Here is a 19,784-nt window from a genome sequence, read left to right on the forward strand (position 1 = left end):
GGACATATAACTAAAGTTTTTTTGAAAGCGCATACGTTCAATTGAGTTGGAGAAGTTGTCTGACAGGTTTGTAAAAAAAGAAAATGGAGGCAAAACAATGGATTTAAAAGTCGGCGTCATTGGAACAGGTGCAATTGGGATCGAACATATTAGAAGAATCAATGAAAAAGTACAAGGTGCTTATGTTACTGCGGTGTCAGATATTAATGTAGAGCAAGCGCAAAGTTTAGCAGATCAGATTGAGGCTGTCTTTTTTGAGACAGGAGAAGAATTGATTGCGTCATCGAAGGTGGATATTGTTGTGGTAACATCTTGGGATCCAACCCATGAAAAATATGTATTAGAAGCAATTAAACATGGAAAATATGTTTTTTGCGAAAAACCTTTAGCTACAGATAGTGCAGGTTGTAAACGGATTGTTGATGCCGAAATTAAAGCTGGAAAGAAATTAGTCCAAGTTGGTTTTATGAGAAGGTATGACCGTGGTTATATTGAGTTGAAAGAAGCGATCGAAACTAAAAAATTCGGAGAACCTTTGATGCTTCATTGTGCTCATAGAAATCCAACGGCAGATGAAAACTATCTAACACCAATGGCGATTATCAATACAGGGATTCATGAAATCGATGCGTTGCGTTGGCTGCTTCAAGAAGATTATGTTTCGGCTCAGATGATTTTGCCGAAACAAACGAGTTTTACGCATGAAAAATTGCATGATCCGCAAATGTTGATTTTAGAAACAGCTTCTGGTATTCACATTGATTTGGAGATTTTCGTTAATTGTCAGTTTGGCTATAATATCAAATGTGAAGTTGTTTGTGAGACTGGGGAGATTGGACTAGAAGATCCGGCGTATACTCATGTGAAGGCAAAAGGCAAAAATTACACGAAAGTTGCACCAGATTGGCAAACTCGTTTTGTCGAAGCATATGACTATGAGTTTGAATTGTGGATCCGTTCGATTCAAACCGGCAATCTAACAGGACCAACGGCTTGGGATGGCTACGCGGCAGCCGTTACGATGGATGCTTGTGGTAAGGCAAGAGATACAGGTGAGAAAACGTCTATTCAATTGCCAGATTGCCCAGCATTATATAAATAAGACAAGTCTATTTGTGTAAATAACGATGAGCTTCAAGAGCTAGCCTTTCAGGAAAAAGATAAAAAAAGAATGTGTCAAAAAGCGCCACAGTCGTTTTTTCCTATTTTCCAGTCAAGGCTGAACAAGCTCTTTCAGCTTTTAAATTTAGGAGGATGTCCGAATGGGGAAAATCAAAGTTGGAATTGTCGGTTTAGGTCGTTTAGGGAAAGTTCACGCCCAAAATTTAGCTGAAAATGTTCAAGGCTGCCAATTAGTTGCTGCTTGTAGTTTTGTTCAAGAGGAATTAGATTATGCGGTAACAGAATTAGGCGTACAAGAAACATACAAAGATTATGAAACGATGGTAAAAAGCCCAACGATCGATGCTATTTTTATTGTTTCACCTTCAGGTTTTCATTGCGAACAGATTCAATTAGCGATGAAACAGGGGAAACACGTTTTTTGTGAGAAACCAATCGGCTTGGATCTGGCTGAAATAAAAGAAACTGAACGAGTGATTCAAAGTCGTCCAGATCAAGTCTTCATGTTGGGATTCATGCGTCGTTATGACGATTCGTATCGTTATGCCAAACAGCTAGTAGAGGCTGGGGAACTAGGGGAACTGACTTTGATACGCTGTTATAGTATTGATCCTAGTTCAGGTATGGAAAGCTTTGTGAAATTCGCAGGGGCTAGCGATAGCGGAGGGATTTTCATGGATATGTCGATTCATGATATTGATTTAGTCCGTTGGTTTACAAAGAAAGAAGTTAGTAAAGTTTGGGCGATTGGAAAAAATGCGGCTTATCCTGAATTAGATGAAGTAGGAGAATTGGAAACAGGAGCTGCTATGATGCAGATGGAAAATCAAGCGATGGCGATCTTGGTCGCTGGTCGAAATTGTCATCACGGGTATCATGTAGAAACAGAGCTGATCGGAACAAAAGGGATGCTTAGGGTGGCTGCAGCACCAGAGAAAAATCTAGTTACGATAATGGATGAACATGGCGTTGTACGAGCTTGCTCACAAGATTTTCCAGAAAGATTTCGCGAAGCTTTTGTTAATGAAGCAAAAGAGTTTATTGCCTGTATTAGAGAAAAGCGCCAACCGCAAGTTTCAGCCAATGATGGGCTACAGTCAACAAAAGTGGCATTAGCATGTAAACAATCGTTTGAAACAAATGAATTGATTGAAATTGAGAATTTGTAAGCAATATTCCTTAGAAAGGGGAGAAAAAATAAAATGAATGAGTCGAAAATCCGTTTGGGGATTGCCCCAATTGCCTGGACAAATGATGATATGCCAGAGTTAGGTAAAGAAAACACGTTTGAACAATGCATCAGTGAAATGGCCTTGTCAGGGTTCGTGGGGACTGAAATTGGGAATAAGTACCCAAAAGATCCCGCTGTACTGAAACCATATCTTGATATTCGTGGATTGTCTGTAGCGAGTGCGTGGTTCAGCGCCTTTTTAACAACGAAGCCGTATGGTGAAACAGAACAAGCTTTTATTGAACATATGAATTTTCTGCATGCTATGGGAGCTAAAGTAATCGTCGTTTCAGAACAAGGACATAGTATTCAAGGGCAAATGGAACTAGGGATTTTTAAAGAAAAGCCTGTATTTTCAGAAGCGGAGTGGCAAGCGTTGGCTACTGGTTTGGAGCGCTTAGGCGATTTGGCACAAGCTAAAGGAATGGCAATTGTTTACCATCATCATATGGGGACAGGTGTACAAACGACGGAAGAAATCGCTAAATTGATGGAACTGACCGATCCTAAGAAAGTTTCGTTACTTTTTGATACAGGACACTTAGTTTTTTCTGGAGAAGATCCGATTGAGATTTATCAAAAATATCAGGATCGTATCAAACACATCCATTTTAAAGATATTCGAGAGAAAATAGCAAAACAAGTAAGAGAAGAGGAGCAAAGTTTTTTAAATGCAGTTAAAGCAGGTGTATTTACTGTTCCAGGTGATGGAATGATCGATTTTGCGCCAATTTGGGAAGCTATCAAGAGTAGCGATTACAAAGGATGGATCGTTGTTGAAGCAGAACAAGATCCAGCAAAAGCGAATCCTTTTGAATATGCCGTGAAAGCGAGAAATTATATTCGTAAAATCACGAGTATTTAAAATCCAAAAAAGGAGCGGAATCCTATGAATTTATTTTCTCTTATTAGTTTTGTCGTAATCGTGGCTTGTGTCTGGATTTTTGCATACAGTCGTGCTAAAGGTGTAGATACTTCTGGCTCGGAAGGCTTCTTTATGGGAGGGAGAAGCCTGACTGCTTTGCCGATTGCAGGTTCAATTATCATGACAAACTTATCAACAGAACAAATCGTCGGTCAAAATGGTCAAAGCTATCACGCGGGTATGGAAGTGATGGCGTGGGAAGTGACTGCTGCGATTGCAATTGTTGCTTTAGCGGTCGTCTTTTTACCGAAATATTTTAAATATGGTATTAATACTGTTTCAGATTTTATTGAAATTCGCTATGATACAGTGACGAAACGGATTATTTCGATTTTATTTATCGTAACGTACATGATTTCCTTTTTACCTGTTGTTTTATATTCAGGTTCACTCGTTTTTAATAAGATTTTTCATATAGATGAACTATTAGGTGTCCGTCCAATTGTAGCAATTATTTTGGTAGCCTTGATAATAGGTGTAATCGGTATTCTATATTTATTGATCGGTGGATTATCGTTGAGCGCCAATAGTGATACAGTATATGGTGTTGGATTGTTGATTTGCGGTCTGTTGATCCCCATCTTAGGTGTGATGAAATTAGGTGAGGGCAATTTTATTGGCGGAATTGATTATATCGTCGATCATACGCCGTGGCTGTTAAACTCTGTTGGAGCGATCGATTCAGCAATCGTACCATGGCCGACGTTGATTACAGGAATGCTGTTTAATAATTTGTATTTCTGGTGTACCAATCAAATGATCGTACAAAAAGCGTTGTCAGGGAAAAATTTAGCCGAAGCGCAAAAAGGAACATTTATGGTAGGGCTATTTAAAGTATTTGGAGCGTTATTCTTGGTGTTTCCAGGTATAGTAGCGCGTAATATTTTTGGAGATGCCTTAATGAGCAATCCTGATAATGCTTATCCTCATCTAGTGACAGAAGTGTTACCACAAGCGTTGTTCGGTGTGTTTGCAGCTGTGATTTTCGGGGCGATCCTATCCTCTTTTGCTGGAGCCTTAAATGCAACCGCAACTCTATTTTCGTTAGATTTCTACAAACCTGTGCTCAATAAGCAAGCAGATGATAAACAAATTGCGCGAGCTGGGAAAATTGTTACTATAGTAGTGGGTGTAATATCTGTGATCGTAGCACCATTCATATCTTTTGCACCAGCAGGGCTGTATCAATTTGTCCAAGAATTCAATGGGTTATACAATATGCCATTATTGGTGATTATTCTATTTGCCTTTTATTCTAAAAAAGCCACAGCTGTTGCAGCGAAATCAACGATTGCGATTCATATTGTTTTGTATGCGTTATCAAAAGTCTTTTTGAAAGATATCCATTTCTTATATGTACTAAGTCTGCTATTTTTCTTAGATGTTTTGATTATGCTAGCAATTTCGAAATGGAAACCAGATGGCAATTTTGTGTTGGAGTCGTTTGATACAAAAGTCGACATTAAACCGTGGCGTTATACAAAAATTGTTTCCGTTGTTTTGGTTGCAATTGTTATTTTGACGTATATTGCGTTTTCTCCAATAGGTTTAGCGAGTCTGCAATAAAATAAGTAAACGTATAGTTGGGAAAGCATGCATCAATTAAGGGAGGGATAGAATGGAAAAGAATATTTTAATTATCTGTGAGGCTGGAATCAGTGCGTCTTTATTGGTCTCAAAAATGCTTGAGGCTCTTAGGGAAAAAGAGTTAGAGTATACGATCGATTATGCACCTGTAAGTCGCGTTCAAGAAAAGCTGACCTTTAAGAATTATGATGTATTACTTTTGACGCCTCAAGTTGCAAGGCATGAAGACAAAATAAAAAGAATTGTTGAACAGGAAAAATGTACATCTAACATCATATTTATACAACCAGAAGATTTTCAGTATATGAATGTTGAACGAATTATTGCTAAACTATAAAAGAAGTCAGTGCTATGTTGAAAGATAAGGCGAAACAAAAAATGTTTTGCCTTATTTTTTTGTCTCGTAAAAAATAGCTTTTTCTTCTATTATAAAGTTTTTAAAATTGCTAATTAAATAAGTTGTGCATCAAGAAATAAAAGTTGAGAAAATGCTTGCAATAAAAAAATGACTTTTTTCTGAAAAAAACCTTGCTATTACTATGTTTCTATAATATAATTACAAAGGTGCTATTTACAGAAGTGTAAAAAGCATTGGTAAATCAAGCTTTTGATCTACCGGCTAAGAAACGAGAGGTTGCGACACGCCCGGACGCTTTGCCACGAACGAGCGTGACGGAAAAATTTTCGTGGAGCTATGTCTACTTTCAAAATAGGCGAAGGAGGGAACAAGATGGCAAAACAAAAAATTCGTATCCGTTTAAAAGCGTATGAACACCGTATTTTAGATCAATCAGCGGATAAAATTGTGGAAACAGCAAAAAGAACTGGAGCTGACGTGTCAGGACCAATTCCATTACCAACAGAACGCTCGCTTTACACAGTTATTCGTGCGACTCATAAATACAAAGATTCACGCGAACAATTCGAAATGCGTACGCACAAACGTCTAATCGACATTGTGAACCCAACACCAAAAACAGTTGATGCTTTAATGAAGCTTGACTTACCATCTGGTGTAAATATTGAAATCAAACTATAAAATCAAGATGATGGAGGTGTACTCATGACCAAAGGAATCTTAGGAAAAAAAGTGGGAATGACACAAATCTTTACTGAGTCTGGTGAATTAATTCCAGTAACAGTAGTTGAAGCTACGCCAAACGTAGTTTTACAAGTAAAAACTGTTGAGACTGACGGATACGAAGCTATCCAAATCGGTTACCAAGACAAACGTGAAGTTTTATCGAACAAACCTGCGAAAGGTCATGTTGCAAAAGCAAACACGGCTCCTAAGCGCTTCATTAAGGAATTCAAAAATGTTGAGCTAGGAGAATATGAAGTAGGTAAAGAAATTAAGGTAGATGTTTTCCAAGCAGGAGACATTATTGATGTTACAGGAACTTCGAAAGGTAAAGGATTCCAAGGCGTTATCAAACGTCACGGACAAAGCCGCGGACCAATGTCTCACGGTTCTCGTTACCACCGTCGTCCTGGGTCAATGGGTCCAGTAGCACCTAACCGTGTATTTAAAAATAAAAAACTTGCCGGCCGTATGGGTGGTAACCGCGTAACAATTCAAAACCTTGAAATTGTTAAAGTGGACGCTGAAAGAAATGTAATCATGATCAAAGGTAACATTCCTGGAGCGAAAAAATCATTAATCACAATCAAATCAGCTGTGAAAGCTAAATAAGCGTAGGGAAAGGAGGAACTAAGGAATGCCGAATGTAGCATTATTCAAACAAGATGGAACTCAAAATGGTGAAATCACTTTAAACGAAGAGATTTTCGGAATCGAACCTAATGAAACAGTTGTCTACGATGCAATCATCATGCAACGCGCTTCATTAAGACAAGGCACACACTCAGTTAAACACCGCGGAGAAGTTCGTGGCGGCGGCCGTAAACCATGGCGTCAAAAAGGAACTGGTCGTGCTCGTCAAGGATCAATCCGTTCACCACAATGGCGTGGAGGTGGCGTAGTCTTCGGACCAACACCGCGTTCTTACAGCTACAAACTTCCTAAAAAAGTTCGTCGTTTAGCAATGAAATCTGTATTGTCAGATAAAGTTGCTGAAAACAACTTGGTAGCAGTTGAAGCTTTAGGCTTTGATGCACCAAAAACAAAAGAATTCAAACAAGTTCTTACAAACTTATCTATTGATACGAAAGTATTAGTTGTTTTAGAAACAGGCAATGATTTCGCAGCATTATCTGCTCGCAATCTACCAAACGTTTCTGTAGTAACTTCTGATAACGTAAGTGTTTTAGATATCGTTTCTAATACTAAAGTATTGGCAACACAAACTGCTCTTACTCAAATTGAGGAGGTGCTTGCATAATGAACTTACTAGACGTAATCAAACGCCCAGTGATCACTGAAAAATCCATGCTTGCTATGGACGAAAAGAAATACACTTTCGAAGTAGACACTCGCGCAAACAAAACTTTAGTAAAACAAGCTGTTGTAGCAGCATTTGATGTTAAAGTTAAAAACGTAAACATCATTAACGTGCGCCCTAAATTTAAACGTATGGGCAAACACGCTGGTTACACAAAAAAACGTCGCAAAGCTGTTGTGACATTAACAGATGATTCAAAAGAAATTCAAATTTTCGATGCTGCTGAATAAGCAGTCCATGTTAACTATTAAATGGGAGGGAAAAAGACGTGGCGATTAAAAAGTATAAACCTACCACAAATGGCCGTCGTAATATGACAGCATCTGATTTTGCTGAAATCACGACATCAACACCTGAGAAATCGTTGTTGGCGCCATTAAAAAACCATGCCGGTCGTAACAACAACGGTCGTATTACAGTTCGTCATCAAGGTGGCGGTCACAAACGTCAATACCGTATGATCGACTTCAAACGTAATAAAGATAACGTTGTAGCGGTTGTCAAAACTATCGAGTATGATCCAAACCGTTCTGCTAACATCGCGTTAGTACATTACGAAGATGGAATCAAAGCATACATTCTAGCACCAAAAGGATTGGAAGTAGGCATGCGCCTTGTTTCCGGTACTGATGCAGATATTAAAATAGGGAACGCATTACCATTGGAAAATATTCCAGTAGGTACTGTTGTCCACAACATTGAAATGAAACCTGGTAAAGGCGGTCAATTGATCCGTTCTGCTGGAACAAGTGCTCAAGTACTTGGTAAAGAAGGCAAATACGTATTGATCCGTTTGAACTCTGGTGAAGTTCGTATGATCTTAGCAACTTGCCGTGCAACAATCGGTTCTGTTGGTAACGAACAACACGAATTAATCAACATTGGTAAAGCAGGCCGCTCTCGTTGGATGCGTAAACGCCCAACAGTTCGTGGTAGCGTAATGAACCCGAACGATCACCCACACGGTGGTGGTGAAGGTAAACAACCGATTGGACGTAAAGCTCCGGTATCACCTTGGGGTCAACCAGCTATCGGCTTGAAAACTCGTAATAAAAAAGCTAAATCAGACAAACTTATTGTTCGTCGTCGTACTAAATAATTTTTTTGACCATGTGTCGTACATTTTGAGAGGAGGTTCACCATGGGTCGTAGTTTGAAAAAAGGACCTTTCGCTGATGAGCATTTAATGAAAAAAGTAGAAGCTCAACAAGGTGCCGAAAAGAAGAAAGTAATTAAAACTTGGTCTCGCCGTTCTACAATTTTTCCAACATTCGTTGGATTTACAATTGCCGTATATGATGGACGTAAACACGTTCCTGTATACATCCAAGAAGACATGGTAGGACATAAATTAGGTGAATTTGCACCAACTAGAACTTATCGTGGCCACGGTGCCGACGATAAGAAAACTAGACGTTAATTTTGAGGGGAGGAAATGCAAATGTCAGAACAAATTACATCAGCTAAGGCAACTGCTAAAACAGTTCGCACTTCACCTCGTAAAGCCCGTTTAGTAATCGATCTTATCAGAGGTAAAAGCGTTGCGGATGCAATTTCTATCTTGAAATTCATGCCAAACAAATCTGCTGGAATCATTGAAAAAGTTTTAATGTCAGCAGTTGCTAACGCAGAAAATAACTTTGACTTAGACGTTGAAAACTTAGTAGTATCTGAAGCATTTGTTAACGAAGGACCAACAATGAAACGCTTCCGTCCACGTGCAAAAGGTTCAGCATCACCAATCAATAAACGTACAAGTCATCTTACAGTAGTAGTATCAGAAAAATAATTCTGTTTTAAACAGACGTCACTTAATAAGAGGAGGATCATTATCTTTGATACCTAAGTATTAAAAGATAGTGACTACCGAACCTTAAAAGATTAAGAGGAGGGACAATCAGTGGGTCAAAAAGTACATCCAATTGGAATGCGTGTAGGCATCATCCGCGACTGGGATGCAAAATGGTATGCTGAAAAAGAGTATGCTGAGTTCTTACACGAAGATTTAAGAATCCGTAAATTTATCGCGACAAAACTTGCTGATGCCGCTGTGTCTACAATTGAGATCGAGCGCGCTGCAAATCGTGTGAACATTTCAATCCACACAGCTAAACCAGGTATGGTTATTGGTAAAGGCGGATCTGAAGTCGAAAACCTAAGAAAATCATTGAATTCACTAACTGGTAAAAGAGTTCATATCAACATCATTGAAATCAAAAAACCAGATTTAGATGCAAAATTAGTAGGCGAAGGAATTGCACGTCAATTAGAAAACCGTGTTGCTTTCCGTCGTGCTCAAAAACAAGCGATCCAACGCACTATGCGTTCAGGCGCTAAAGGAATCAAAACACAAGTATCAGGTCGTTTAAACGGTGCTGATATCGCTCGTTCAGAAGGTTACTCTGAAGGTACAGTTCCACTTCACACTTTGCGTGCTGATATTGATTACGCATGGGAAGAAGCAGACACAACTTACGGAAAATTAGGAGTTAAAGTGTGGATTTACCGTGGAGAAATTCTTCCAACGAAAAAAAACACTGAGAAAGGAGGGAAATAATCATGTTAGTACCTAAACGTGTGAAACACCGTCGTGAATTTAGAGGTAAAATGCGTGGTGAAGCCAAAGGCGGAAAAGAAGTAGCATTTGGTGAATGGGGTTTACAAGCAACTGAATCTCACTGGATTACTAACCGTCAAATCGAAGCTGCCCGTATTGCTATGACTCGTTATATGAAACGTGGCGGGAAAGTATGGATTAAAATTTTCCCTCACAAATCATACACAAGTAAAGCTATCGGTGTTCGTATGGGTAAAGGTAAAGGGGCACCTGAAGGCTGGGTATCACCAGTTAAACGTGGCAAGATCATGTTTGAAATCGCAGGCGTACCTGAAGAAGTAGCTCGTGAAGCACTTCGTCTTGCATCCCACAAATTACCGGTGAAAACCAAAATTGTAAAACGTGAGGAAATGGGTGGTGAATCGAATGAAGGTTAAAGAAATCAGAGAATTAACCACTGCCGAAATGCTTGAAAAAGAAAAGCAATTCAAAGAAGAATTATTTAATCTTAGATTCCAACTAGCAACAGGTCAATTAGAAAACACTGCACGTATTCAAGAAGTACGTCAATCGATTGCACGCATCAAAACAGTATTGCGTGAACAAGCTAACTAATAGTGGAAGGAGGCCAAACGCGTATGACTGAAGAAAGAAATCAACGCAAAGTTTACCAAGGTCGTGTTGTTTCAGATAAGATGGATAAAACTATCACTGTTGTCGTAGAAACAAAGAAAAACCATCCTATTTATGGTAAACGTATGAAATATTCTAAGAAATACAAAGCTCATGATGAAAACAACACTGCAAAAGTTGGAGACATCGTAAGAATCATGGAAACTCGTCCATTATCAGCTACAAAACGTTTCCGTTTACTAGAGGTAGTCGAAGAAGCAGTTATTATCTAATAAAAACGAGATTTTCCTATATAGATTGAAACATAAAATCTGAAAGGGGGATACACATCGTGATCCAACAAGAAAGCCGATTAAAAGTCGCAGACAACTCAGGTGCTCGTGAAATCTTAACGATTAAAGTACTAGGTGGTTCTGGACGTAAAACTGCTAATATTGGTGACGTGATTGTTGCTACGGTTAAACAAGCAACGCCAGGTGGGGTTGTCAAAAAAGGTGAAGTCGTAAAAGCCGTTATCGTTCGTACTAAATCAGGAGCTCGTCGTACAGACGGTTCATACATTAAATTTGATGAAAATGCTGCTGTAATTATTCGTGATGATAAGAGCCCGCGTGGAACTCGTATCTTCGGTCCTGTTGCACGTGAATTACGTGAAAACAACTTCATGAAGATCGTTTCTCTAGCACCAGAAGTATTATAATCAGGACACGTATCAAAGGAGGTGCGAAACAGTAATGTTTGTTAAAAAAGGCGATAAAGTGAAAATTATCACTGGTAAAGACAAAAATAAAGAAGGCGTTGTATTAGCAGCGTTTCCTAAAAAAGACAAAGTCATCGTTGAAGGTGTTAACATTATGAAAAAACACCAAAAACCAAATCAAGCAGCGCCGCAAGGCGGAATCCTAGAAGTCGAAGCGCCGATTCATGTTTCTAATGTAATGGTGATTGACGGAACAGGTGTAGCTGGTCGTGTAGGTTACAAAGAAGTCGATGGTAAAAAAGTCCGTGTTTCTAAAAAAACCGGTGAAGTCTTAGATAAATAGATTAATAGGAAGGAGGGGCTTACTAAATGAACCGCCTGAAAGAAAAATATATTAAAGAAATTACTCCAGCATTAGTGGAAAAATTTAATTATAGTTCAGTTATGCAAACACCAAAAGTTGATAAGATCGTTATTAACATGGGTGTGGGTGACGCTGTTTCAAACGCAAAAAACTTAGATAAAGCAGTTGAAGAATTAGCATTGATCACAGGTCAAAAACCATTGATCACTAAAGCTAAGAAATCAATCGCTGGTTTCCGTTTACGTGAAGGAATGCCAATCGGTGCGAAAGTTACTTTACGCGGAGAAAGAATGTACGAATTTTTAGATAAATTAGTATCAGTTTCTCTACCTCGTGTACGTGACTTCCACGGTGTAAGCAAAAAAGCCTTTGACGGACGTGGTAACTACACTTTAGGTATTAAAGAACAATTAATCTTCCCAGAAGTTGATTACGATTTAGTAGATAAAGTACGCGGTATGGACATCGTTATTGTAACAACAGCAAACACAGATGAAGAATCTCGTGAATTGTTGGCACAATTAGGTATGCCATTCCAAAAATAATAAAAGGAGGCGAACTACGTGGCTAAAAAATCAATGATTGCTAAAAACAAACGCCCTGCAAAACATTCAACACAAGCGTATACTCGTTGTGAACGTTGCGGACGTCCACATTCAGTTTATCGTAAATTTCATCTTTGCCGTATTTGCTTCCGCGAACTTGCCTATAAAGGTCAAATTCCCGGCGTGAAGAAAGCTAGCTGGTAAACAAGTAAACTCGCATAAAGGAGGTAAATAGTTCAATGGTCATGACAGATCCAATTGCAGATTTTCTAACGCGCATTCGTAATGCAAACATGGTTAAACATGAAAGCTTAGAAGTGCCTGCGTCAAAAATCAAACGTGATATCGCTGAAATCTTGAAACGTGAAGGTTTCGTACGCGATGTAGAATATATCGAAGATGACAAACAAGGCGTGATTCGTGTTTTCCTTAAATATGGTAAAAACGAAGAACGTGTTATCACAAACTTAAAACGTATCTCTAAACCAGGTTTACGTGCTTATGTCAAATCTGACGAAGTACCTAAAGTATTGAATGGTCTAGGAATCGCGATTATCTCTACTTCTGAAGGTGTTGTAACTGATAAAGAAGCAAGAGCTAAAAACATCGGCGGCGAAGTAATCGCCTACGTATGGTAATTTAAAAAAACACACAAGGAGGTGTCTCTAAGTGAGCCGTATTGGTAATAAAATCGTTGTACTTCCTGCAGGCGTTGAAGTCAAACAAGAAGGAAACAACATTACTGTAAAAGGACCTAAAGGTGAATTAACACGTGAATTTTCTGCTGATATCACTATGAATATCGAAGGAAACGAAGTAACATTCACTCGTCCAAATGATAGCAAAGACATGAAAACAATCCACGGAACAACTCGTGCGAACTTCAACAACATGGTTGTTGGTGTAAGTACAGGCTTTGAAAAAGGTCTTGAACTTATCGGGGTTGGGTACCGTGCTCAAATGCAAGGAACTACATTAGTTCTTAACGTTGGGTATTCTCATCCAATCGAAATTACACCACCAGCTGGTGTAACTGTAGAAGTACCTTCGAATACACAAGTAGTTGTAAAAGGCGCTAACAAAGAACACGTTGGTGAATTAGCAGCAAACATTCGTGGTACTCGTCCTCCAGAACCTTATAAAGGCAAAGGAATCCGTTATGTTGGCGAATTCGTACGTCGTAAAGAAGGTAAAACTGGTAAATAATAGCAACTTGAGAGTTATTTTTCAACTCTGTTTGAAAAATAACGATCCGTTGTCTATCGCAGCTTAATAGCTAGCAAATATAAAGAGGTGACAATTGTGATTACAAAACCAGATAAAAACAAAACACGTCAAAAGAGACACCGTCGTGTACGTAACAAAATCTCTGGTACTGCTGAGTGCCCACGCTTGAACGTATTCCGTTCTAACAAAAACATCTACGCGCAAATCATTGATGACGTAGCGGGTGTAACGCTAGCAAGTGCCTCTGCCTTAGATAAAGAAATTTCAGGTGGAAACAAAACAGAAACAGCCGCAGCTGTTGGTAAATTAATCGCTGAACGTGCCGCTGAAAAAGGCGTTAAAGTAGTAGTCTTTGACCGTGGTGGATACCTTTACCATGGCCGCGTGCAAGCTTTAGCTGAAGCAGCGCGTGAAAATGGACTAGAATTTTAGGAGAAGGAGGAACACCATTCATGGTTTATATTGATCCAAAACACTTGGAATTAGAAGACCGCGTAGTTGCTATCAACCGCGTAACGAAAGTTGTTAAAGGTGGACGTCGTCTACGCTTTGCAGCATTAGTTGTTGTGGGAGATAAAAACGGTCACGTTGGCTTTGGGACTGGTAAAGCACAAGAAGTGCCAGAAGCAATCCGCAAAGCTATCGAAGACGCGAAGAAAAACTTAGTTGAAGTGCCTATGGTTGGTTCTAGTATCCCTCACGAAGTGATCGGGGTATTCGGTGGTGGCCGTATCCTTATGAAACCTGCAGTAGAAGGTTCTGGGGTAGCCGCTGGTGGACCAGTTCGTGCCGTATTGGAATTAGCTGGTGTAGCAGACATTACATCAAAATCATTAGGTTCAAATACACCAATCAACGTTGTTCGCGCAACAGTTGAAGGGTTAAAACAATTAAAACGTGCCGAAGAAGTGGCAGCACTTCGTGGTAAATCTGTAGAAGAAATCTTAGGATAAGGAGGACAAAATAATGGCTGAATTAAAAGTTACATTAAAACGCAGCGTTATCGGACGTCCTCAAAACCAAAAAGATACAGTTAAAGCATTAGGTTTAGGTAAACTAAACAGCTCTGTTGTGAAACCTGCGAACGAAGCAATCAAAGGTATGATCAACACTGTGTCACATTTAGTGGACGTTGAAGAAGTTTAATTTACAATAGTACATTGTTAAGGAGGTGCCAAACCAATGAAACTTCATGAATTGAAACCTGCTGAAGGTTCACGCCAAGTACGTAACCGTGTTGGACGTGGTACTTCATCTGGTAATGGTAAAACTGCCGGCCGTGGACAAAAAGGGCAAAAAGCTCGTTCAGGTGGTGGTGTAAGACTTGGATTTGAAGGGGGTCAAACTCCATTATTCCGTCGTTTACCAAAACGCGGCTTCACGAACATCAACCGTAAAGATTATGCAGTCATCAACTTAGATGTCTTAAATCGTTTCGAAGATGGAACTGAAGTAACACCTGCAGGCTTGATCGAAGCTGGAATCGTGAAAAACGAAAAAGCTGGAATCAAAGTTCTTGCTAATGGTGAATTAACAACTAAAAAATTAACTGTGAAAGCAGCTAAATTCTCTAAAGCAGCAGAAGAAGCAATTGTTGCAGCTGGTGGATCAATCGAGGTGATCTAATGTTTAAACTATTAAAAGATGCTTTTAAAGTCAAAGACATTAGATCAAAAATTTTGTTTACTGTATTCATTCTTTTTGTATTTCGTTTAGGTGCGCATATAACTGTACCTGGCGTAAATGCAAAAGGATTGCAAGACTTAAGCAATTTACCATTTTTAAATATGTTGAATATGGTCAGTGGTAGTGCAATGCAAAACTTCTCTATCTTCTCGATGGGGGTTTCGCCTTACATTACAGCATCGATCATCATCCAATTATTACAAATGGACATCGTACCAAAATTTGTAGAATGGTCGAAGCAAGGTGAAGTTGGACGTAAGAAATTGAATCAAGCAACAAGATATCTAACGATTGTCTTGGGTATTGCTCAATCTATTGGGATTACTGCTGGATTTCAAAGCTTAAGTTCAGTTGGGATCGTAAAAAATCCGAACATCAACACTTTTGTGATGATTTCTGTAATTTTAACTGGTGGAACAATGTTTGTTACATGGTTAGGAGAACAAATTACTGAAAAAGGCATCGGTAACGGTGTTTCAATGATTATCTTCGCAGGGATTATTTCCCGTTTACCAGAAGGAATCAAAGAAATCGTTGACGATTACTTTATCAATATTGAGTCTTCTAGAATTTGGCAATCTGCCATTTTCATCGCAATTTTAATTCTTGCAATTTTGGTTATTGTTACATTAGTAACATTTTTCCAGCAAGCAGAACGAAAAATTCCGATTCAATATACTAAACGTGTTTCTGGTGCGCCGACTAGTAGTTATTTACCGTTAAAAGTAAATGCTGCCGGTGTTATCCCAGTTATCTTTGCCAGTTCATTGATCGCAACGCCGAACGCTGTTTTACAAGCCTTTTCTAAAAGCTATGCTGGTGAAGGCTGGTATGATATAATGACACAAATTTTTAGTTATAATACCGTTCCAGGTGCAATTATTTATACTGTACTGATCGTCGCTTTCACATTCTTCTATGCGTTTGTTCAAGTTAACCCTGAGAAATTAGCGGAAAACTTGCAAAAACAAGGAAGCTATATTCCAAGCGTTCGACCAGGTAAAGGGACAGAAGAATATATTTCTGGAATGTTAATGAGACTAAGTGTTGTCGGTTCTATATTCCTAGGACTAGTTGCCTTGCTACCAATCATTGCTCAAATGATCTGGAAGTTACCGCAATCTATCGGACTAGGTGGAACGAGCTTACTGATTGTGATTGGTGTTGCTTTAGAAACAGCGAAACAATTAGAAGGTTTAATGTTGAAACGTCAATATGTTGGCTTTATCAATAAGTAAGAGTCGTGTGTTGAGGATCATCCTCAGCACCATTCTCTCGCTAGGCTAGCTTCAAAAGCCAGCCTTTAAAATTAGGAGGAAATGAAATGAACCTCATTTTAATGGGACTGCCTGGGGCAGGCAAAGGTACTCAAGCAGAACAGATCGTGGATACTTATGGTATTCCTCATATTTCTACAGGAGATATGTTCCGTGCCGCTATGAAAAACGAAACTGCTCTTGGCTTAGAAGCGAAATCTTATATCGATAAAGGTGCTTTAGTTCCTGATGATGTAACGAATGGAATTGTCAAAGAACGTTTGGCAGAACCTGATACTGATAAAGGATTTTTATTAGATGGTTTTCCACGTACTTTGGATCAAGCAGAAGCATTAGATAAAATGTTAACAGAGTTAAATAAAAAAATTGATGCTGTCATCGACATCCATGTTGAAGAAGAGATTTTAGTTGAACGCTTAGCTGGTCGGTTTATCTGCCGCTCATGTGGTGCAACTTATCATAAAATCTTCAATCCTCCCAAAGAGGAAGGAACATGTGATCGTTGCGGCGGACATGAATTTTATCAAAGAGAAGATGATAAGCCTGAAACGGTCAAAAACCGTCTGGCAGTCAACATCAAAAGCAGTGCGCCAATTTTAGACTTTTACAAGGCTAAAAACGTATTGCATACAATAGATGGGAATCGCGAGATCGATACTGTTTTTTCTGAAGTGAAACAAATCATTGAAAAAAAATAGTTTTCTGATTTGCCGCAAGCTTACCATTTGTGTTTGATTCAGATTCTCTTGCCAAATAGAATAGTTTATGATAGAATATATCAGTCCGACTTCTACCTTTTTGTAGAGGTTTAATTGAAAATTCTAGGTGGGGGCTGAAGTTTCCGCCATTTTATCGTGTGAAAATGCGAAACAAGTACAAGGAGGTACTGTGCGTGGCTAAAGAAGATATGATTGAAGTCGAAGGTACAGTCGTCGAAACTTTGCCGAATGCAATGTTTAAAGTTGAACTAGAAAATGGACACCAAGTTCTTGCTACTGTTTCCGGTAAGATCCGTATGCACTATATTCGAATTTTACCTGGAGATAAAGTAACTGTTGAGTTATCTCCATATGATTTAACTCGTGGTCGAATCACTTATCGCTTTAAATAATTGTACTCCGTAAAATTCAGGGAGGTATTATCATGAAAGTAAGACCATCAGTAAAACCAATGTGTGAACATTGTAAAGTAATTCGCCGTAAAGGACGTGTTATGGTCATTTGCCCAGCAAATCCAAAACATAAACAACGTCAAGGATAATAGGAGGTGTAACGAATAATGGCTCGTATTGCAGGAGTAGACATCCCTCGTGATAAACGTGTAGTAATTTCTCTTACTTATATTTTTGGTATTGGTAATACTACTGCTAAAAAAGTTTTAGCAAACGTTGGCGTATCTGAAGATATTCGTGTTCGTGATTTAACGAATGATCAAACAGATGCCATCCGTGCGGAAATTGATAAGTTAAAAGTTGAAGGTGATCTTCGTCGTGAAGTGAACTTGAACATCAAGCGTTTGATGGAAATCGGTTCATACCGTGGAATCCGTCACCGTCGTGGATTACCAACTCGTGGACAAAACACGAAAAATAATGCACGTACTCGTAAAGGCCCAGCTCGTACTGTAGCAGGCAAGAAAAAATAATTCCTAAGTGAAGGAGGTTAGATCTTCATGGCAGCAAAAAAAGTTAGTCGTAAACGCCGTGTGAAAAAGAATATAGAAACTGGGATTGCACATATCCATTCTACATTCAACAATACAATTGTAATGATCACTGACAGTCATGGTAATGCATTAGCATGGTCATCAGCAGGATCATTAGGTTTTAAAGGAAGCAAAAAATCAACACCGTTTGCAGCTCAAATGGCCGCAGAAGCTGCAACTAAAGCAGCACAAGAACACGGACTTAAAACTGTTGATGTAACAGTTAAAGGACCAGGTTCTGGACGTGAAGCAGCGATTCGTTCATTGCAAGCAACAGGTTTAGAAGTGACTGCAATTCGTGACGTGACTCCAGTTCCTCATAATGGATGCCGCCCTCCAAAACGCCGTCGTGTTTAATGAGTGCCACTCATTCTGAGTTTGAATTAAGAACGTCATTGAACAAGACACTTTTCGTTTTGAAAGGGGTATAGATAAGAATGATTGAATTTGAAAAACCAAGAATCGAAAAAATTGATGAGAATAGAGATTATGGCAAGTTCGTCGTTGAACCACTGGAAAGAGGTTACGGGACTACTTTAGGTAATTCTCTACGTCGTATTTTATTATCTTCTCTGCCGGGTGCGGCTATTACAAATATTCAGATCGATGGTGTGTTGCATGAATTCTCTACCATTAAAGGTGTAAGAGAAGACGTAACTCAAATAGTTTTGAATATTAAAGGTTTAGCTCTTAAGCTTTATGCAGAAGAAGAAAAAACCCTTGAGATCGATATTACAGGACCTGCTACAGTAACTGCTGGCGATATTATCGTCGACAGCGATGTTGAGATCTTGAATAAAGATTTAATTATCTGTAGTGTCTCTGAAGGAGCTACTTTCCATGCTCGCTTAACAGTGAAACCTGGTCGTGGCTATGTTCAAGCAGACGAAAACAAAAAGGAAGATATGCCAATCGGTGTTCTCCCTGTTGATTCCATCTATACACCAGTTCGCCGTGTGAACTACCAAGTAGAAAACACTCGTGTTGGTCGTCGTGATGATTTCGACAAATTAACAATGGAAATATGGACTGATGGTTCAATCATTCCTCAAGAAGCCCTTAGCTTAGCTGCTAAGATTATGACGGAGCATTTAGACATCTTTGTTAACCTTACTGATGAAGCGAAAAACGCTGAAATCATGGTTGAAAAAGAAGAAACACAAAAAGAAAAAATGCTAGAAATGACCATCGAAGAACTAGACTTGTCTGTTCGTTCATATAACTGTTTAAAACGTGCAGGTATTAACACTGTACAAGAACTTACAAATAAATCTGAACCAGAAATGATCAAAGTACGTAATTTAGGTCGTAAATCTCTTGAAGAGGTTAAACTAAAACTACATGATTTAGGTTTAGGCTTACGTAAAGACGATTAATACTTTTTACGAAGGAGGAAAACCAACGTGGGTTATCGTAAATTAGGACGCACATCAAGCCAACGTAAGGCAATGTTGCGTGACTTAACTACTGATTTAATTATCAACGAACGTATCGTTACGACAGAATCTCGTGCGAAAGAAATTCGTTCAACTACAGAAAAAATGATTACTTTAGGCAAACGTGGAGATCTTCATGCTCGTCGTCAAGCAGCTGCTTATGTACGTAATGAAGTTGCTAGCGTACGTGAAGAAGACGAAAAAATCGTTGTTGAATCAGCTTTACAAAAGTTATTCAATGATCTTGCACCTCGTTACGCTGAGCGCCAAGGTGGTTACACTCGTATCTTGAAGACAGAACCAAGACGCGGAGATGCAGCACCAATGGTAATTATCGAATTTGTTAAATAATCAAACTATACCGTCACTTTATAGATGATTCTTTTAG

General features: G+C 39.0%; 34 protein-coding genes. All 34 read left to right on the plus strand.

The genetic code is table 11. The features are described 5' to 3' along the window. Positions 1 to 97: 97 nt before the first annotated feature. On the plus strand, positions 98 to 1,102 hold the full coding sequence (locus tag A5821_RS13915) for a Gfo/Idh/MocA family protein (RefSeq protein ID WP_086315342.1): 1,005 nt from the start codon (positions 98 to 100) through the stop codon (positions 1,100 to 1,102). 160 nt (positions 1,103 to 1,262) lie between these two features. Further along, positions 1,263 to 2,291: an inositol 2-dehydrogenase gene (iolG, locus tag A5821_RS13920; RefSeq protein ID WP_086315343.1), complete on the plus strand. Its 1,029-nt coding sequence runs from the start codon at positions 1,263 to 1,265 to the stop codon at positions 2,289 to 2,291. A gap of 33 nt (positions 2,292 to 2,324) precedes the next feature. Continuing rightward, positions 2,325 to 3,218 carry a myo-inosose-2 dehydratase gene (gene iolE / locus A5821_RS13925; RefSeq protein WP_086315344.1) on the plus strand — a complete coding sequence of 298 codons (894 nt, stop codon included), beginning with the start codon at positions 2,325 to 2,327 and terminating at the stop codon, positions 3,216 to 3,218. A gap of 24 nt (positions 3,219 to 3,242) precedes the next feature. Beyond that, on the plus strand, positions 3,243 to 4,844 hold the full coding sequence (locus tag A5821_RS13930; RefSeq protein WP_086315345.1) for a solute:sodium symporter family transporter: 1,602 nt from the start codon (positions 3,243 to 3,245) through the stop codon (positions 4,842 to 4,844). Between the two features lie 52 nt (positions 4,845 to 4,896). Further along, positions 4,897 to 5,202, plus strand: coding sequence for a PTS sugar transporter subunit IIB (locus A5821_RS13935; protein ID WP_086315346.1), 306 nt, complete (start codon positions 4,897 to 4,899; stop codon positions 5,200 to 5,202). A 393-nt stretch (positions 5,203 to 5,595) separates the two neighbouring features. After that, positions 5,596 to 5,904, plus strand: a complete 309-nt coding sequence (gene rpsJ / locus A5821_RS13940; protein ID WP_002389727.1) for a 30S ribosomal protein S10 — start codon at positions 5,596 to 5,598, stop codon at positions 5,902 to 5,904. Between the two features lie 24 nt (positions 5,905 to 5,928). Then, entirely contained in the window at positions 5,929 to 6,558 is a 630-nt protein-coding gene (gene rplC, locus A5821_RS13945) for a 50S ribosomal protein L3 (protein ID WP_010761690.1), read from the plus strand. A gap of 25 nt (positions 6,559 to 6,583) precedes the next feature. Then, positions 6,584 to 7,207 (plus strand): 50S ribosomal protein L4, encoded by a 624-nt coding sequence (rplD, locus tag A5821_RS13950; protein ID WP_010770620.1) that lies wholly within the window; start codon positions 6,584 to 6,586, stop codon positions 7,205 to 7,207. Then, complete coding sequence (rplW, locus tag A5821_RS13955) at positions 7,207 to 7,497, plus strand: 50S ribosomal protein L23 (RefSeq protein WP_010761688.1); 291 nt, start codon at positions 7,207 to 7,209, stop codon at positions 7,495 to 7,497. Before rplD ends, rplW begins: the two co-directional genes overlap by 1 nt. 38 nt (positions 7,498 to 7,535) lie before the next feature. Beyond that, positions 7,536 to 8,366 carry a 50S ribosomal protein L2 gene (gene rplB, locus A5821_RS13960; RefSeq protein WP_086315347.1) on the plus strand — a complete coding sequence of 277 codons (831 nt, stop codon included), beginning with the start codon at positions 7,536 to 7,538 and terminating at the stop codon, positions 8,364 to 8,366. A 42-nt stretch (positions 8,367 to 8,408) separates the two neighbouring features. After that, the gene (gene rpsS / locus A5821_RS13965; protein WP_010761686.1) at positions 8,409 to 8,687 is read left to right on the plus strand and encodes a 30S ribosomal protein S19; all 279 of its coding nucleotides are present in this window, start codon (positions 8,409 to 8,411) and stop codon (positions 8,685 to 8,687) included. 21 nt (positions 8,688 to 8,708) lie between these two features. Then, positions 8,709 to 9,056 carry a 50S ribosomal protein L22 gene (gene rplV, locus A5821_RS13970; RefSeq protein WP_010761685.1) on the plus strand — a complete coding sequence of 116 codons (348 nt, stop codon included), beginning with the start codon at positions 8,709 to 8,711 and terminating at the stop codon, positions 9,054 to 9,056. 111 nt (positions 9,057 to 9,167) lie between these two features. After that, positions 9,168 to 9,824, plus strand: a complete 657-nt coding sequence (rpsC, locus tag A5821_RS13975; RefSeq protein ID WP_010766221.1) for a 30S ribosomal protein S3 — start codon at positions 9,168 to 9,170, stop codon at positions 9,822 to 9,824. 2 nt (positions 9,825 to 9,826) lie between these two features. After that, on the plus strand, positions 9,827 to 10,261 hold the full coding sequence (gene rplP / locus A5821_RS13980) for a 50S ribosomal protein L16 (RefSeq protein WP_002356208.1): 435 nt from the start codon (positions 9,827 to 9,829) through the stop codon (positions 10,259 to 10,261). Beyond that, positions 10,251 to 10,439 (plus strand): 50S ribosomal protein L29, encoded by a 189-nt coding sequence (gene rpmC / locus A5821_RS13985; protein ID WP_010761682.1) that lies wholly within the window; start codon positions 10,251 to 10,253, stop codon positions 10,437 to 10,439. The genes rplP and rpmC overlap by 11 nt, the downstream gene beginning before the upstream one ends. A 23-nt stretch (positions 10,440 to 10,462) precedes the next feature. After that, positions 10,463 to 10,729: a 30S ribosomal protein S17 gene (gene rpsQ / locus A5821_RS13990; protein ID WP_010761681.1), complete on the plus strand. Its 267-nt coding sequence runs from the start codon at positions 10,463 to 10,465 to the stop codon at positions 10,727 to 10,729. A 59-nt stretch (positions 10,730 to 10,788) separates the two neighbouring features. After that, the gene (rplN, locus tag A5821_RS13995; protein ID WP_010766218.1) at positions 10,789 to 11,157 is read left to right on the plus strand and encodes a 50S ribosomal protein L14; all 369 of its coding nucleotides are present in this window, start codon (positions 10,789 to 10,791) and stop codon (positions 11,155 to 11,157) included. 34 nt (positions 11,158 to 11,191) lie between these two features. Beyond that, positions 11,192 to 11,500: a 50S ribosomal protein L24 gene (gene rplX / locus A5821_RS14000; RefSeq protein WP_010761679.1), complete on the plus strand. Its 309-nt coding sequence runs from the start codon at positions 11,192 to 11,194 to the stop codon at positions 11,498 to 11,500. Positions 11,501 to 11,526: 26 nt separating this feature from the next. Next, the gene (gene rplE / locus A5821_RS14005; protein WP_069635456.1) at positions 11,527 to 12,066 is read left to right on the plus strand and encodes a 50S ribosomal protein L5; all 540 of its coding nucleotides are present in this window, start codon (positions 11,527 to 11,529) and stop codon (positions 12,064 to 12,066) included. Positions 12,067 to 12,084: 18 nt separating this feature from the next. Next, positions 12,085 to 12,270, plus strand: coding sequence for a type Z 30S ribosomal protein S14 (locus tag A5821_RS14010; RefSeq protein ID WP_002356214.1), 186 nt, complete (start codon positions 12,085 to 12,087; stop codon positions 12,268 to 12,270). Positions 12,271 to 12,305: 35 nt separating this feature from the next. Beyond that, a complete protein-coding gene (rpsH, locus tag A5821_RS14015; protein WP_010761677.1) occupies positions 12,306 to 12,704 on the plus strand; it encodes a 30S ribosomal protein S8 in 399 nt (132 codons plus the stop codon). A gap of 31 nt (positions 12,705 to 12,735) precedes the next feature. Continuing rightward, positions 12,736 to 13,272 (plus strand): 50S ribosomal protein L6, encoded by a 537-nt coding sequence (gene rplF / locus A5821_RS14020; protein ID WP_086315348.1) that lies wholly within the window; start codon positions 12,736 to 12,738, stop codon positions 13,270 to 13,272. Between the two features lie 96 nt (positions 13,273 to 13,368). Then, entirely contained in the window at positions 13,369 to 13,725 is a 357-nt protein-coding gene (gene rplR / locus A5821_RS14025; protein WP_010761675.1) for a 50S ribosomal protein L18, read from the plus strand. 20 nt (positions 13,726 to 13,745) lie between these two features. Beyond that, positions 13,746 to 14,246, plus strand: coding sequence for a 30S ribosomal protein S5 (gene rpsE, locus A5821_RS14030; protein WP_010770628.1), 501 nt, complete (start codon positions 13,746 to 13,748; stop codon positions 14,244 to 14,246). Between the two features lie 13 nt (positions 14,247 to 14,259). Beyond that, complete coding sequence (gene rpmD, locus A5821_RS14035) at positions 14,260 to 14,439, plus strand: 50S ribosomal protein L30 (RefSeq protein ID WP_010761673.1); 180 nt, start codon at positions 14,260 to 14,262, stop codon at positions 14,437 to 14,439. A 36-nt stretch (positions 14,440 to 14,475) separates the two neighbouring features. Further along, positions 14,476 to 14,919, plus strand: a complete 444-nt coding sequence (rplO, locus tag A5821_RS14040) for a 50S ribosomal protein L15 (protein WP_010761672.1) — start codon at positions 14,476 to 14,478, stop codon at positions 14,917 to 14,919. Further along, a complete protein-coding gene (secY, locus tag A5821_RS14045) occupies positions 14,919 to 16,217 on the plus strand; it encodes a preprotein translocase subunit SecY (RefSeq protein ID WP_086315349.1) in 1,299 nt (432 codons plus the stop codon). Before rplO ends, secY begins: the two co-directional genes overlap by 1 nt. 86 nt (positions 16,218 to 16,303) lie before the next feature. Continuing rightward, positions 16,304 to 16,954 (plus strand): adenylate kinase, encoded by a 651-nt coding sequence (locus A5821_RS14050; protein ID WP_086315350.1) that lies wholly within the window; start codon positions 16,304 to 16,306, stop codon positions 16,952 to 16,954. A gap of 194 nt (positions 16,955 to 17,148) precedes the next feature. Next, a complete protein-coding gene (gene infA, locus A5821_RS14055) occupies positions 17,149 to 17,367 on the plus strand; it encodes a translation initiation factor IF-1 (RefSeq protein ID WP_002356224.1) in 219 nt (72 codons plus the stop codon). A 32-nt stretch (positions 17,368 to 17,399) separates the two neighbouring features. Then, a complete protein-coding gene (rpmJ, locus tag A5821_RS14060; RefSeq protein ID WP_002288710.1) occupies positions 17,400 to 17,516 on the plus strand; it encodes a 50S ribosomal protein L36 in 117 nt (38 codons plus the stop codon). An 18-nt stretch (positions 17,517 to 17,534) separates the two neighbouring features. Beyond that, complete coding sequence (gene rpsM / locus A5821_RS14065; RefSeq protein ID WP_010761669.1) at positions 17,535 to 17,900, plus strand: 30S ribosomal protein S13; 366 nt, start codon at positions 17,535 to 17,537, stop codon at positions 17,898 to 17,900. 27 nt (positions 17,901 to 17,927) lie between these two features. Continuing rightward, entirely contained in the window at positions 17,928 to 18,317 is a 390-nt protein-coding gene (rpsK, locus tag A5821_RS14070; RefSeq protein ID WP_010761668.1) for a 30S ribosomal protein S11, read from the plus strand. A gap of 80 nt (positions 18,318 to 18,397) precedes the next feature. Then, a complete protein-coding gene (locus tag A5821_RS14075) occupies positions 18,398 to 19,336 on the plus strand; it encodes a DNA-directed RNA polymerase subunit alpha (protein ID WP_086315351.1) in 939 nt (312 codons plus the stop codon). A 27-nt stretch (positions 19,337 to 19,363) separates the two neighbouring features. Beyond that, positions 19,364 to 19,747, plus strand: a complete 384-nt coding sequence (gene rplQ, locus A5821_RS14080; RefSeq protein ID WP_086315352.1) for a 50S ribosomal protein L17 — start codon at positions 19,364 to 19,366, stop codon at positions 19,745 to 19,747. The last annotated feature ends 37 nt before the right edge of the window (positions 19,748 to 19,784 follow it).

This window comes from Enterococcus sp. 7F3_DIV0205 (assembly GCF_002141365.2).
Lineage (GTDB): Bacteria > Bacillota > Bacilli > Lactobacillales > Enterococcaceae > Enterococcus_L > Enterococcus_L palustris.

Excerpts from the sequence above, each read along its gene's own strand:
- A5821_RS13915 (WP_086315342.1), top strand. The coding sequence starts at position 98 with ATGGATTTAAAAGTCGGCGTCATTGGAACAGGTGCAATTGGGATCGAA.
- iolG (WP_086315343.1), top strand. The coding sequence starts at position 1,263 with ATGGGGAAAATCAAAGTTGGAATTGTCGGTTTAGGTCGTTTAGGGAAA.
- iolE (WP_086315344.1), top strand. The coding sequence starts at position 2,325 with ATGAATGAGTCGAAAATCCGTTTGGGGATTGCCCCAATTGCCTGGACA.
- A5821_RS13930 (WP_086315345.1), top strand. The coding sequence starts at position 3,243 with ATGAATTTATTTTCTCTTATTAGTTTTGTCGTAATCGTGGCTTGTGTC.
- A5821_RS13935 (WP_086315346.1), top strand. The coding sequence starts at position 4,897 with ATGGAAAAGAATATTTTAATTATCTGTGAGGCTGGAATCAGTGCGTCT.
- rpsJ (WP_002389727.1), top strand. The coding sequence starts at position 5,596 with ATGGCAAAACAAAAAATTCGTATCCGTTTAAAAGCGTATGAACACCGT.
- rplC (WP_010761690.1), top strand. The coding sequence starts at position 5,929 with ATGACCAAAGGAATCTTAGGAAAAAAAGTGGGAATGACACAAATCTTT.
- rplD (WP_010770620.1), top strand. The coding sequence starts at position 6,584 with ATGCCGAATGTAGCATTATTCAAACAAGATGGAACTCAAAATGGTGAA.
- rplW (WP_010761688.1), top strand. The coding sequence starts at position 7,207 with ATGAACTTACTAGACGTAATCAAACGCCCAGTGATCACTGAAAAATCC.
- rpsS (WP_010761686.1), top strand. The coding sequence starts at position 8,409 with ATGGGTCGTAGTTTGAAAAAAGGACCTTTCGCTGATGAGCATTTAATG.
- rplV (WP_010761685.1), top strand. The coding sequence starts at position 8,709 with ATGTCAGAACAAATTACATCAGCTAAGGCAACTGCTAAAACAGTTCGC.
- rplP (WP_002356208.1), top strand. The coding sequence starts at position 9,827 with ATGTTAGTACCTAAACGTGTGAAACACCGTCGTGAATTTAGAGGTAAA.
- rpmC (WP_010761682.1), top strand. The coding sequence starts at position 10,251 with ATGAAGGTTAAAGAAATCAGAGAATTAACCACTGCCGAAATGCTTGAA.
- rpsQ (WP_010761681.1), top strand. The coding sequence starts at position 10,463 with ATGACTGAAGAAAGAAATCAACGCAAAGTTTACCAAGGTCGTGTTGTT.
- rplX (WP_010761679.1), top strand. The coding sequence starts at position 11,192 with ATGTTTGTTAAAAAAGGCGATAAAGTGAAAATTATCACTGGTAAAGAC.
- rplE (WP_069635456.1), top strand. The coding sequence starts at position 11,527 with ATGAACCGCCTGAAAGAAAAATATATTAAAGAAATTACTCCAGCATTA.
- rpsH (WP_010761677.1), top strand. The coding sequence starts at position 12,306 with ATGGTCATGACAGATCCAATTGCAGATTTTCTAACGCGCATTCGTAAT.
- rpsE (WP_010770628.1), top strand. The coding sequence starts at position 13,746 with ATGGTTTATATTGATCCAAAACACTTGGAATTAGAAGACCGCGTAGTT.
- rpmD (WP_010761673.1), top strand. The coding sequence starts at position 14,260 with ATGGCTGAATTAAAAGTTACATTAAAACGCAGCGTTATCGGACGTCCT.
- rplO (WP_010761672.1), top strand. The coding sequence starts at position 14,476 with ATGAAACTTCATGAATTGAAACCTGCTGAAGGTTCACGCCAAGTACGT.
- secY (WP_086315349.1), top strand. The coding sequence starts at position 14,919 with ATGTTTAAACTATTAAAAGATGCTTTTAAAGTCAAAGACATTAGATCA.
- A5821_RS14050 (WP_086315350.1), top strand. The coding sequence starts at position 16,304 with ATGAACCTCATTTTAATGGGACTGCCTGGGGCAGGCAAAGGTACTCAA.
- rpmJ (WP_002288710.1), top strand. The coding sequence starts at position 17,400 with ATGAAAGTAAGACCATCAGTAAAACCAATGTGTGAACATTGTAAAGTA.
- rpsM (WP_010761669.1), top strand. The coding sequence starts at position 17,535 with ATGGCTCGTATTGCAGGAGTAGACATCCCTCGTGATAAACGTGTAGTA.
- rpsK (WP_010761668.1), top strand. The coding sequence starts at position 17,928 with ATGGCAGCAAAAAAAGTTAGTCGTAAACGCCGTGTGAAAAAGAATATA.
- A5821_RS14075 (WP_086315351.1), top strand. The coding sequence starts at position 18,398 with ATGATTGAATTTGAAAAACCAAGAATCGAAAAAATTGATGAGAATAGA.